The organism is Kitasatospora sp. SUK 42, from assembly GCF_015776785.2.
Lineage (GTDB): Bacteria > Actinomycetota > Actinomycetes > Streptomycetales > Streptomycetaceae > Kitasatospora.
In genome coordinates this window covers 1,979,957-1,992,121 of the sequence record NZ_LFMD02000002.1, presented here as the reverse complement: position 1 = coordinate 1,992,121, position 12,165 = coordinate 1,979,957, and the positions used below count along the sequence as shown (strand labels likewise).

Annotated in this window: 11 protein-coding genes; 5 read left to right on the top strand and 6 right to left on the bottom strand. The window is 72.4% G+C overall.

Annotation, left to right across the window (positions count from 1 at the left end; translation table 11 throughout):
- Positions 1-116: 116 nt before the first annotated feature.
- On the top strand, positions 117-1,106 hold the full coding sequence (locus tag RZ50_RS08665) for a helix-turn-helix domain-containing protein (protein WP_196950606.1): 990 nt from the start codon (positions 117-119) through the stop codon (positions 1,104-1,106).
- A gap of 107 nt (positions 1,107-1,213) precedes the next feature.
- Here RZ50_RS08665 and RZ50_RS08660 read toward each other — a convergent pair whose 3' ends face one another.
- Positions 1,214-1,381 (bottom strand): hypothetical protein, encoded by a 168-nt coding sequence (locus RZ50_RS08660; RefSeq protein ID WP_196950607.1) that lies wholly within the window; start codon positions 1,379-1,381, stop codon positions 1,214-1,216.
- Between the two features lie 327 nt (positions 1,382-1,708).
- Here RZ50_RS08660 and RZ50_RS08655 point away from each other — a divergent pair, with 327 nt between their 5' ends.
- Positions 1,709-2,329, top strand: a complete 621-nt coding sequence (locus tag RZ50_RS08655) for a hypothetical protein (protein ID WP_196950608.1) — start codon at positions 1,709-1,711, stop codon at positions 2,327-2,329.
- 11 nt (positions 2,330-2,340) lie between these two features.
- Here RZ50_RS08655 and RZ50_RS08650 read toward each other — a convergent pair whose 3' ends face one another.
- The 4 genes from RZ50_RS08650 to RZ50_RS08635 all read right to left on the bottom strand — a co-directional run bounded on the left by RZ50_RS08650 (position 2,341) and on the right by RZ50_RS08635 (position 7,115).
- A complete protein-coding gene (locus tag RZ50_RS08650) occupies positions 2,341-3,312 on the bottom strand; it encodes a LuxR family transcriptional regulator (RefSeq protein WP_196950609.1) in 972 nt (323 codons plus the stop codon).
- A complete protein-coding gene (locus RZ50_RS08645; protein WP_196950610.1) occupies positions 3,305-4,312 on the bottom strand; it encodes a winged helix-turn-helix transcriptional regulator in 1,008 nt (335 codons plus the stop codon). Before RZ50_RS08645 ends, RZ50_RS08650 begins: the two co-directional genes overlap by 8 nt.
- Entirely contained in the window at positions 4,305-5,294 is a 990-nt protein-coding gene (locus RZ50_RS08640) for a winged helix-turn-helix transcriptional regulator (RefSeq protein ID WP_196950611.1), read from the bottom strand. Before RZ50_RS08640 ends, RZ50_RS08645 begins: the two co-directional genes overlap by 8 nt.
- A 672-nt stretch (positions 5,295-5,966) precedes the next feature.
- The gene (locus RZ50_RS08635; RefSeq protein WP_196950612.1) at positions 5,967-7,115 is read right to left on the bottom strand and encodes a TDT family transporter; all 1,149 of its coding nucleotides are present in this window, start codon (positions 7,113-7,115) and stop codon (positions 5,967-5,969) included.
- 70 nt (positions 7,116-7,185) lie between these two features.
- Between RZ50_RS08635 and RZ50_RS08630 the strand changes: the two genes are divergently transcribed.
- Together RZ50_RS08630 and clpB are read left to right on the top strand one after the other, a co-directional pair.
- Positions 7,186-8,127: a LysR family transcriptional regulator gene (locus RZ50_RS08630; RefSeq protein WP_196950613.1), complete on the top strand. Its 942-nt coding sequence runs from the start codon at positions 7,186-7,188 to the stop codon at positions 8,125-8,127.
- Positions 8,128-8,213: 86 nt separating this feature from the next.
- Positions 8,214-10,820 (top strand): ATP-dependent chaperone ClpB, encoded by a 2,607-nt coding sequence (gene clpB / locus RZ50_RS08625; RefSeq protein ID WP_196950614.1) that lies wholly within the window; start codon positions 8,214-8,216, stop codon positions 10,818-10,820.
- Between the two features lie 69 nt (positions 10,821-10,889).
- On the opposite strand, the gene RZ50_RS08620 is transcribed toward clpB, so the two are convergent.
- The gene (locus tag RZ50_RS08620; RefSeq protein WP_196950615.1) at positions 10,890-11,171 is read right to left on the bottom strand and encodes a helix-turn-helix domain-containing protein; all 282 of its coding nucleotides are present in this window, start codon (positions 11,169-11,171) and stop codon (positions 10,890-10,892) included.
- A gap of 333 nt (positions 11,172-11,504) precedes the next feature.
- Here RZ50_RS08620 and RZ50_RS08615 point away from each other — a divergent pair, with 333 nt between their 5' ends.
- Positions 11,505-12,059, top strand: coding sequence for a YbjN domain-containing protein (locus RZ50_RS08615; RefSeq protein WP_196950616.1), 555 nt, complete (start codon positions 11,505-11,507; stop codon positions 12,057-12,059).
- Positions 12,060-12,165 lie beyond the last annotated feature (106 nt).

Below are 12,165 nucleotides of genomic sequence, written 5' to 3'. Positions count from 1 at the left end.
GACACTCTGACAAGCTGGCCGGACAACCGCACGGTCACACGTCACTGGATTCGCCGCCTGAGCCTCCAGTGCTGGCCGATCCTGAACAGCCTCGGATAAACGGCAAGGAGCCGAAGATGAGTGGACGGGCTCAACTCGGTCCCACTGCGGGTGGGGCTCCCGTTCTGTCACCGGAGGCCCGGGCACTCTACCTTGAGATCGTCAAGGCCGACGGGCGCGTTCCATCCGATTCCCCGTGCCACCGGAATGCCCTCACCGAACTGCTGGAGATCGGGCTGCTGATGCCCGACGCCGGTGACCGCAGCGAACTGGTCGCCGTCGATCCCGCACAACTCTCCGCACGGCTGAGCGGCGCCTGGCAGCGGCAGGCCCTCGACCTCCTGTCCCGGGCCGTGGCCCTGCCCGTCGAACTCCATGAACTCTCCCAGGAATTCCACGCGCCGGAAAAGGGCGGTGGCGCGATCGAGTACGTCCAGGGAAAGGTTCTGATAAACCAACGGCTCGATCAGCTCTTCACGACCGGAACTGAGGAAACACTCGCTCTTCAGCCCGGCGGGCCGCGTCCGCCCGAATTGTTGGCGGCCATGGTCGAACGCGACGTGGACGCACTCAATCGGGGCACGTCAATGCGCACCATCTACCACGCCAGCACGCGCTACCACCAGCCCACCAGAGATTACGTCGCCAAACTCGCGACGGCGGGCGGACAGTTCCGCACCCTGGACGAGCCGTACACCCGCCTCATCGTCATCGACCGACGGGTGGCCGTCATACCGGTGGCCGACGACATGACGCTGGCGGCGTTCATATTCGAGCCGGTGATCGCCAACTATCTGGTGGAGGAGGTCTTCGAACCCAGCTGGAACCGGGCCCTGGAATTCAACGGAAAACGCGCCGTACCGCAGCAGGTGGTGTCACGGCTCCGCCAGACGATCATCGACCTGATGCTGGCCGGGATCAACCACCGGGTCATCGCCCGCCGCCTGGGAATCAGTGAACGGACCCTCGCCCGGCACATCGCCGAGATGAGGGAGGAGTACAACGTCGAGTCACTGTTCCAACTCGGCTACGCGTTGGCGCGCGCCGCCGAGCACTCTCCGGGCTGAAGAACGTCCGGGCCGAAGAACGGACGAACGGGGCAGAGGGCTCGCCACAACGGCTCCGAGTCACAACGGCTCCGAGCGACTCCGACAGCACGGCGGTCCTGCCGCGGTCACGCCCAGCCGATGTCCAGATCCTGGGTGCCACCCACCGACTTGGCCGTCGCGACTCCCTCGGAGGGAACCGCGGAACCCGCGTACGCGCTGTAGCCCGCCAGGGCGGTCATGCCGACGACCGACATGAGTACGGCCTTGCAGACAAAACGGCGCAGACGAGACATGCGCCCACCCCTTTCCTCGCGCACACTGCGCCGACCAATAGAGAATCGCTAGCGTTCATATGCTGCCTCAAGTCGTACAGGCATGCCAAGCATGCCTACGCGTCATCTCCCTGCCAGGCATCCACATGACACCGGTGAAGCCTGGACGCGTAGGCCCTCAGCGATGGACGATCAGTTCGCTCTCGATGGTCCGGCAAAGCCTCCTATCCTGGCAATGTTCAGTCAAATGCGCCATCATCCCCCGTCCCCCGTAGGCCTTCCAGCTTGATCGTCCTGCATTCGACCAATGCTCGGATCAGACCGGAAGGCGACTTCCCCGGAGTCGACATGACCGAGCCCTACCTGCGTCACCACGACAGCCAGGCCCCTGAGGGTCGGCGTGCACGTGTGTTCCTGGCCGCGCCGCTGATGCGGCTGACCGGCCCGGCCGACAGTGTCGTGACCCTCGCCAGCCGGACGCGGCTGACGACGCTCCGCACCACCCTGCTCCGCAGCGGTGCCGCCGTGTACAGCGCGCACCACAGTGACGCCTGGACCGTCGCCGGCCGGGCCCCGGAGCCGCGCGTTCCGTCCGACTTCCGTGCCCTGCAGTCCGCGGACCTGGTGTTCGCCTACGTCGGAGCTCCGCTCTCGGCCGGCGTGAGCCTCGAACTCGGCTGGGCGTCGGCCCTGCGGAAGCCGATCGTCCTGCTCGTCGACGAGGCCATCACCCACAACCCGCTGATCGCCACCATCGAGCAGGTCGCCCCCGTCCTGCCGCTGGTCTTCGACGACACCTGGTCGCAGGAGGCCCTCAACCACACGGTGGAGACCGCCCTGGACTGGGCCGGCATGGCGCTCTCCCTCCGCGAGGGCTTCTGGACGGCGCCCGGCGACCAGTTCAACGTCCCCCGTCAGCAGCAGTCCCCGGTTCCCGGCTTCTGGCCGACCGGTGCCGCCACCGGCTGAACGGAGCTCCCTCACCGGACTCCCCCCGGCCGGGTTCCCCGCATCTGCCAGCCCAGTTGGAACAGCGTCTCCGCGTCGTACAGCTCACGCAGCCGGGCGATGTGACCGGCCACCGTCCGCTCGCTCAGCCTCATCCGACTGGCGATCGCCCGCTGCGTGAGCCCCTGGCCCAGCAGGCGGCCCACCTGCTCGTGGACGGCGGGCCCGGAATCCGCGGCCAGCGACTCCCAGTCCACGATCCGCGCCTGCCGCCACTGCTCCTCGAAGAGCGCGACCAGGTAGACGACCACCGCGGAATCCTCGACCACGACGGCCACCTCGTTGTCGGCGGCCACCGACAGCAGGGCCACGGAGCGGTCGAAGATCATGATCCGGCTGAACGGGGCGTCCAGGACGCGGACCTGCGAGCCGGCCCTCACGGTCGTCACCGCGAACTCGATGTCCTCCTGCTCCGACCGGGCCCGCGGGCCGTGGATCATGCGGATCGAGCCACCGCACTCGATGTAGCGGCGGGTGTGGGCCAGTGAGTCCTCCCGGTGTTCCGGTGAGTGGGTCCGGCCCGGCTGGGCCGCCAGGATGTCGTGGGGGAAGTCCTTGGTGAACTGGGAGATCACGTGCCGGACCTGCTCCAGCCCCGCCACCCGTCGCACCCCGTTCCCGGGCTCCGCCCGGCGGGGTGCCGCGTCGTACGCCTGGGTCAGGTCCTCCAGGAGGTCCGGCACGAGGGCCGCCCTGGCGAGGAGCCGTGCGCTCTCCTCCCGCAGTTCCGCACCGATGCGCTCGCTGACGGCCCGTGGGTTCACCGCGCTGTAGGCACCGTCCGCGACACGGAGGACGAGCAGGCCGAGGTCGGCGAGCTGTTTGACCGCCGCCTCGTCCTCGGGCCGGATCCCGGCGATCCGGATCCGGCCGCCCTCCCTCAGGATCTCCCGGTAGAGCTCGCGCGCGGCGGCACCGGGCAGGTCGAACACCATGTCAGACATTGCGGGATCCCCTCATCTGCCAGCCGAGTTGGAACAGTGTCTCGGCATCGTGGAGCTCGCGCAGGCGGGAGATGTGGGCGGCGACGGTGCGTTCGCTCAGGCCCAGCCGGGTGGCGACGGCCCGCTGGGTGAGGCCGCGGGCGAGCAGGCGGCCGATGCGGACGGTGGTCGGGGGCGGGGCGGTGAGGTGGTGGTCGACGGGAGTGGCGCGGGCCCAGTCGCGTTCGAAGCCGGCGACCAGGTAGGAGACGGTGGTGGGGTCGGTCAGGAAGGCGGCGTGGGTGAGGCCCTCGGCGGCGGGGATGACGGCCACCACGCGGTCGAAGACCAGCATCCGCTCGTACGGTTCGGTGAGCACCCGGACCTGGGCGCCCTGCCTGGTGCGGAGGGAGATCTGCCGCAGCACGGAGCGGTCGGCGAGGGTGACCGGCTGGTAGAGGGTCCGCATCGAGCAGCCGCGCCGGAGCAGGGAGAGGTCCTGGGCGAGGGTCATCCGGAGGCCTTCGAGGGGGCGCGGACCGGGTTGGGCCGCGAGGAGTTCGTCCTTGCACTCGGAGGTGAGCTCGGCGACGCGCTGGCGGATGTCGCTGACGGTGTCGAGGTGGACGACGTCCACGGCGGCCGGTTCCGCGCAGTCGCCGGACACCCCGGTGCCGCCCGGCCCCTCCGACCCGTCCTGCCCGTCCGACCTGTCCGGCCCGTCCGGCCGCCGGACCGCCTCGTAGGCACGGGTGAGCGGCTTGAGGGCGTCCGGGAGCCGTTCGGCGTTCAGCAGCAGGCGGGTGGCGCGGGTGCGGAGTTCGGCGCCGAGGCGGTCGCCGAGGGCACGCGGGTTGGCGGCGGTGTAGCCGGTGGCGGTGGGGGTGAGGAGGCCGCGGGCGACGAGGGCCGCGACGGTGGGGCGGTCGGCGGGGGCGAGGTCCTCGGGGCGCAGTCGGCCGCCGCAGCGGACGGCGGTGAGGTAGAGGGCGCGCTCGGCAGGGCCCGGCTCGTCAGTCATCGCGGGCGCCCCTCATCAGCCAGCCGAGCTGGAAGAGGGTCTGGGCGCCGTAGCGGTCCCGCAGGCGGGAGATGTGGGCGGCGACGGTGCGTTCGCTCAGGCCCAGCCGGGTGGCGACGGCCCGCTGGGTGAGGCCGCGGGCGAGCAGGCGGCCGACCCGCTCGGGGATGGTGCGGGCGGGGCCCTGGCCGAGGGTGGCGGTCTCGGTGGTGTCGGCGCGGGCCCAGTCGCGTTCGAAGGCGCTGATCAGGAAGGCGATCGCGGCCGGGTCGCTGATGAAGGCGGCGGTGCTGTTGTCGTCGTTGGCGGAGATCACGGCGACGTGGCGGTCGAAGACGATCAGCCGCTGGAAGGGCTCGTCGAGGACGCGGATCTGGGAGCCGTGCCGGGTGACCTCGTCGGCGTAGGCGAGTGCGGGCGGGTCGGCGAACGCGACCGGCTGGTAGATGGTGCGCAGCGAGCAGCCGCGCTGGAGGAGTTGGACGTCCTGGGCGAGGGCGACCTGCAGGGTCTCGGCGGGCCGGTGGCCGGGCTGGGCGGTGAGGACCTCGGCCCGGCAGTCGGAGACCAGTTGGGAGATCCGCTGGCGGATGTGGACGTGCCCCTCGACGTAGACGGCGCCGCCGGAGCCGCCGGACGGGCGGGGCATCGCGTCGTAGGCGCGGGTGAGGCCGTCCAGGGCGCCCGGGAGGTTCTCCGCGCGGACCAGCAGCCGGGTCGCCTCGCTGCGGAGTTCGGCGCCGAGGCGGTCGCTGACCGAACGCGGGCTGACGGCGGTGTAGCAGCTGTCCATCGGATTGGCCATCACCAGGCCGATGTCGAGGAGCTGGTGGAGCGCGGCCTGGTCGGCTTCGGCGAGGTCGTTGCACGGGATGCGTCCGCCCTCGGCGATGATCGCCAGGTAGAGCTGGCGGGCGGCCTCGTCGGGTTCCTCGCCTGCGGGGACCGCATGGTGCGGCGCGACCGCCGGTTCCGCCGTCACGTCGCACTCTCCCCTGATGGTGCCCCGCCCCGTACCCGCGGGCCGCGGTGCCGGTGCCGGTGCCGGGCGGGCTCACGGTACCGGTCGGACGGCGGACCCCCGGGCCCGGGTGCCGTCGCACACCGGTGTCCGGGGGCCGCCGTCAGCACGCCAATGCCAAGGCGCTTCCGTCGAGGCGGAGCAGCAACGCCTCGCCGGATCCGGCCGGTGCCCATCACCACACATGGACTCCGGCCGGTGCTCTTCCCCCCCGTTCCACGGCTGCGTGACGTCGCACCCGTGGTCAGACCTGAAGAGCAAGTCGCCACCATCGGGCTGCGGTTGCCCGGACGACTTGGCGTACCTCCACCCTCACAGCGTCACGGCCGGTGAACAAGTGCCGCCCGAGTGCAGGTTCGCGCAATTGCAGCTATCTGCACGACGGTGGGGGTGCGGAGCCCGGGGCGGCGGGCCGGATTCCGGAAAAGACCGAGGCCAGGGCGGGGAGTTGGGGGCTTGCGCCGGCGCGGACGGTTGGCCGTGCACCGTCAGGCCACAGGTGCGCGTTCCTGCAACAGCGGCGTGCTCCTGAGCTGGTGCACCGTCCCGGCCGAACGCCCGGCCGGACGGTCACCGCCCCTGGCCTGCCCTGGCCTGCCCTGGCCTGCCCTGGCCTGCCCTGGCCTGCCCGGATCAGCGCGCCAGCAGCCGCCCGCGCACCAGTCCCGCCGCCGTGCCGCCCGCCGCGAGCACCCAGGCGGTGCACAGCAGCAGGTAGAGCCCGACGGCCAGGGCCGTGAAGCCGCCGAAGCCGGTGTGCCGGGCGAGCGCGGAGGCGCCGGTGACGCAGGTGCCGACCGGGAAGGTGTACGCCCACCAGGTCATCGCGAACGGCATCCCGGCCCGGCGGGCGCGCAGGTTGGCGGCGAGCGCGACGGCCAGCCAGAGCACCGCGACGCCCGTCACCGCGATCCCGTACAGCTCCGCCAGCGGCAGCATCGTGGGCGCCAGCGCGGGCAGCACCGGGCGGGCGGCGTCGGCGAGCTGGTGGATCGCGGTGACGGACTGGCCGAGCGGCCCGAGCACCAGGAACAGCGAGGGGGTGAGGGCCAGGGTGGGCAGCTTGCTGTGGAACAGCCCGGTGAACACCACCGGCAGCAGCACCAGGGTGGCCAGCAGGCCGACCCCGAACAGCGCCCAGCAGCCGTACAGCAGGGCCTGTTGCGGCAGCCCGGCGGGCAGGTGCGGGACCAGCGCCGGGCCGGTCGCGGCGGCGACCAGCGGGGCGACCACCGGCAGCAGCCAGGTCGGGTTGGCCTCCAGGGCGGACACCCGGTGCCGGGTGATCATCAGGTACGGGATGCCGCCGGCGACGGCCAGCGCGTACAGGGTGCCGACGCTCCACAGCACGGCGTCCAGGACGACGGCCGGACCGGTGCCGATGACGTGCGAGCCGACCAGCAGGGTGCCGAACCCGACCGCCAGCAGCGCCATCGGCGGGCAGCCGTAGAAGACGGCGGTGGCCGGGTTGTCCAGCAGCTGGGCGCGGGCCGCCTCGCGGTGCCGGGTGAGGTGGACCAGCCGGGCCGCGGCCAGCACCAGCAGGGCGGCCAGTCCGAGCGCCCACGCCGCCTCGCCGAAGCCGGCCAGCCCGGGCGGCCGGACCGGCAGGGCGGCGGCGCCGTTGGCGATGATCGCGGTGCCCATCACGGCGGCGTACCAGTTGGGGCCGAGCTGCGCGAGGTCGATCCGGGAGAACCGGGAAAGCCGGGAGAGCCGGGAGAGCCGGGGGCCGGCGACGGCGGGGCTGGTGAGCGGGTGGACATCGGCCGAGGTGAGCATGGGTCCACCGTCGCCCGGCGGGCCGTCCGCCGGTAGCGCCGGGAATTCTATGGGGGCATAGCCTGGACCTATGGCTCTCTCCTCGCACGTCCCCGAACTGGGCGCCCTGGAACTGCTGCTCGCGGTGGCCCGGCTGGGCAGCGTCGGACGGGCGGCGGCCGAGCTGGGCGTCAGCCAGCCGACCGCGAGCGCCCGGATCAAGGGCATGGAGCGGCAGATCGGCGTCCCGCTGCTGGACCGCTCGCCCCGGGGCAGCCGGCCGACCGAGGCGGGCCGGCTGGTGGTCGAGTGGGCCCGGCAGGTGGTGGAGGCGGCGCAGGCGCTGGACGCGGGGATCGACGCGCTGCGCGAGCGGCGGGACGCCAAGCTGCGGGTGGTGGCCAGCCTGACCGTCGCCGAGTACCTGATGCCGGGCTGGCTGCTGGCGCTCTCCCAGGCCAGTCCGGGGACGGCGGTGACGCTGCGGACGGCGAACTCGGCGGAGGTCGCCGGGCACGTGCTGGCAGGGGAGGCCGACCTCGGCTTCGTCGAGGGCCCGTCCACCCCGCCCGGGCTGGCCGGCGCGGTGGTGTCGACGGACCGGCTGGTCGTCGTGGTGGCGCCCGGCCACCGGTGGGCGCGCCGCCGCACCCCGCTCACCGGGGCCGAGCTGGCGGCCACCCCGCTGGTGCTGCGCGAGCCCGGCTCGGGCACCCGGGAGGTGCTGGAGACGGCGCTGACGCCGTACGGGGGCGCGGCGCGGCCCTGGCTGGAGCTGGCCTCGTCCACCGCGCTGAAGGCGGCGGCGATGACCGGGGCGGGGCCGGTCTGCCTGAGCGAGCTGGCGGTGGTGGAGGAGCTGGCGACCCGGCGGCTGGTCGAGGTGCCGCTGGCGGAGGAGCTGGACCTGCGCCGGCCGCTGCGTGCGGTGTGGCCGGCCGGGCGGCGGCCGAGCGGGCCGGCCCGGGAGCTGCTGGTGCTGACCCGGCGGAACGCCGGACTCCAGAAGAGGGCCGCGGCCGGGAAGGGTTGAGTGAGAAAGGTTGAGCGGAATAGACTCAACTTAGTGCATGCTGTACGTAGCACTAGTGAAGGACGACGAGGGAGGATCCCCCAGCAGTGGACGCCAGCAAGTTCACCACCAAGACGCAGGACGCCCTGTCCGCCGCGATCCGGCAGGCGGGCACGGACGGCAACCCGGACGTCAAGCCGGTGCACATCCTGATCGCCCTGCTGGAGCAGCCCGAGGGCATCGCCCGGCCCCTGCTGGAGGCGGTCGGGGCGAACGCCGCCCGGATCGACGCCGAGGCCCGCCGCCAGCTGACCGCACTGCCGAGCGCGATGGGCTCCACCGTCGCCGCCCCGCAGCTCGCCCGGGACACCATCGCCGTGCTCACCGAGGCCGGCAAGCGCGCGGACGACCTGGACGACCAGTACGTCTCCACCGAGCACCTGCTGGTCGGCCTGGCCGCCGAGGGCGGGCCGGTGGCCGAGCTGCTGGTGCAGCAGGGCGCGACGCCCAAGGCGCTGCTCGCCGCCTTCAAGGACGTCCGGGGCAGCGGGCGGGTCACCTCGCCGGACCCCGAGGGCACCTACAAGGCGCTGGAGAAGTACGGCACCGACCTCACCCAGGCCGCCCGGGACGGCAAGCTCGACCCGGTCATCGGCCGCGACCACGAGATCCGCCGGGTGGTCCAGGTGCTCTCCCGCCGGACGAAGAACAACCCGGTGCTGATCGGCGAGCCCGGCGTCGGCAAGACCGCCGTGGTCGAGGGCCTGGCCCAGCGCATCGTGGCGGGCGACGTGCCGGAGTCGCTGCGCGGCAAGCGGCTGGTCGCACTGGACCTCGGCGCGATGGTGGCCGGCGCCAAGTACCGCGGCGAGTTCGAGGAGCGGCTGAAGGCCGTCCTGAACGACATCAAGGACTCCAACGGCCAGGTCGTCACCTTCATCGACGAGCTGCACACCATGGTCGGCGCGGGCGCCGGCGGCGACTCCGCGATGGACGCGGGCAACATGCTCAAGCCGATGCTGGCCCGCGGCGAGCTGCGGATGGTCGGCGCCACCACGCTGGACGAGTACCGCGAGCGGATCGAGAAGGACCCGGCCCTGGAGCGCCGCTTCCAGCAGGTGCTGGTCGGCGAGCCCAGCGTGGAGGACTCGATCGCCATCCTGCGCGGCCTCAAGGGGCGGTACGAGGCGCACCACAAGGTGCAGATCGCGGACGCCGCGCTGGTCGCCGCCGCCACCCTGTCCAACCGCTACATCACCTCCCGCTTCCTGCCCGACAAGGCGATCGACCTGGTCGACGAGGCGGCCTCCCGGCTGCGGATGGAGATCGACTCCTCCCCGGTCGAGATCGACGAACTCCAGCGCGCCGTCGACCGGTTGCGGATGGAGGAGCTCGCCCTGGAGAAGGAGTCGGACCCGGCCTCCGTCGACCGGCTGGCCCGGCTGCGGCGCGATCTCGCTGACCGCAACGAGCAGTTGAGCGTGCTGACGGCACGCTGGGAGCAGGAGAAGAAGAGCCTCAACCGGGTCGGCGAGCTCAAGGAGCGCCTGGACGACCTGCACGGGGCACTCGAACGGGCCCAGCGCGACGGGGACTTCGAGCGGGCCTCCAAGCTGATGTACGCCGAGATCCCGGCCGCCGAGAAGGAGCTCACCGACGCCCAGGAGCGCGCGGCCGACCAGGACGCCTCCGCCTCGATGGTCAAGGAGGAGGTCGGCCCGGACGACGTGGCCGACGTGGTCGCCTCCTGGACGGGCATCCCGGCCGGCCGGCTGCTGGAGGGCGAGAGCGCCAAACTCCTGCGCATGGAGGAGGAGTTGGGCAGGCGCCTGATCGGCCAGAAGGAGGCCGTGCAGGCCGTCTCGGACGCGGTGCGCCGCACCCGCTCCGGCATCGCCGACCCGGACCGCCCGACCGGCTCCTTCCTCTTCCTCGGCCCGACGGGCGTCGGCAAGACCGAACTCGCCAAGGCCCTGGCCGACTTCCTGTTCGACGACGAGCGGGCGATGGTCCGGATCGACATGAGCGAGTACGGCGAGAAGCACTCGGTCTCCCGCCTGGTCGGCGCCCCGCCCGGGTACGTCGGCTACGAGGAGGGCGGCCAGCTCACCGAGGCGGTCCGCCGCCGCCCGTACAGCGTGGTGCTGCTGGACGAGGTGGAGAAGGCCCACCCGGAGGTCTTCGACGTGCTGCTCCAGGTGCTGGACGACGGCCGGCTCACCGACGGCCAGGGCCGCACGGTGGACTTCCGCAACGCGATCCTGATCCTCACCTCCAACCTGGGCAGTCAGTTCCTGGTGGACCCGGCCACCCCGGAGGACCGGAAGAAGCAGCTGGTGCTGGACTCCGTCCGGGCCGCGTTCAAGCCGGAGTTCCTCAACCGGCTGGACGACATCGTGGTCTTCGACCCGCTGGGCACCGCCGAGCTGAGCCGGATCGTCGACCTCCAGGTGGCCCGCCTCGGCGAGCGGCTGCGCGAGCGGCGGCTCACCCTGGAGGTCTCCGAGGCCGCCCGCGACTGGCTGGCCCTCACCGGGTACGACCCGGCGTACGGCGCCCGCCCGCTGCGCAGGCTGGTGCAGTCCGCGATCGGCGACCAGCTGGCCCGGGCGATCCTGTCCGGCCAGGTGCACGACGGGGACACCGTCCTGGTCGAGCGGGACGAGGAGGGCGACCGCCTCACCGTCCGCGGCCGCGGCCCGCTGGAGAAGTAGGACGCCGCCACGACCGGTACGGGCCGCTCCCCCACCCCCCGTGGGGGAGCGGCCCGTTGCGCTACCGCACTACTCCACCGCGGCCCGCCGCGAACGCCGCGACCGGTCCCGCCAGGTGCGCGCCAGCCGGTGCAGCTCGGCGCCCTGAGCCTCCGACAGGTTCCAGGTCTGGCTGAGCAGCCGCAGCGTGGAGACCCTCGGGCAGGACACCCCGCGCTCCAGGTCCCGGATCGACCGCACGCTCAGCCCCGACGCCTCGCCCAACTGCTCCTGCGTCATCCCCCGGTCCAGCCTGATGTTCCGCAGCAGCGCCCCGAGCGACGCGCCCTCCCCGGTCACCGTACGTTCCATCCCCGCTTCCCCCTCAGCTCACGACACCTCACGCCCCCGCCCGGTACGAACCCTGCCGGGGGCGAGTTCCGTCGCACGCTAACCGCATCCGCGCGGCCCGGCAGGCGAACCCGTCCGCCGGGCGCGTGACTTGGCTCACGCACGCTCCGGGGCGCCGCCCGGCACCCGTCAGACCGGACACCGTGAGTGACTTTCCGTCACCCTGTGCACGCGGACGAAGATCGACGCACCCCCGGGTGCCCCTGTGAGCGGGGCCCCGAATGAGGCAGGATGGGAGGTGGAAGGGCGGCCTCTCATTGCCGGCCACCACGTGCACTGAGGAAGAGGACCCCCATGAGCATCGACCCGTCGTCCATCCCGTCGTTCGGCGTTCCCCAGGGCGGCCAGCCCGGCGGCCAGGGCGATCGGCCGGCCGGCCCGCCGCCGATCATCGTCCCGGACCAGAACCTCGTCGCCCAGCTGCTCGACCAGATGCAGCTCAAGCACGTCGTGGACGACGAGGGCGACCTCACCGCTCCCTGGGAGGGCTTCCGCGTCTACTACATGTTCCGCGGCGAGCAGAAGGAGCTCTTCGCGGTGCGCGCCTTCTACGACCGCGCGTACCCGCTGGAGAAGAAGGGCGAGATCCTCGACCTGATCGACGAGTGGAACCGCGAGACCCTCTGGCCCAAGGTCTACACCCACACCCACGAGGACGGCGTGGTCCGGCTGATCGGTGAGGCCCAGATGATCGTCGGCACCGGCGTCAACCTGGACTACTTCGTCACCACCGCCGCGAACTGGACCCAGGCCGCGGTCGGCTTCGAGCAGTGGATCGTCGAGCGCCTCGGCCTGCAGAAGGACATCGAGGGCGAGGAGGGCGACGGCGAGGGCACCGAAGAGGCCTGATCCCGCCCCGGCACGCACCCTGCGGCCCGGCCCCCGGCACCCCGGGAGCCGGGCCGCACTGCCGTCATCGGGCGCTCTCCGGCCGTCACCGGGCCGCCCCGCCTCC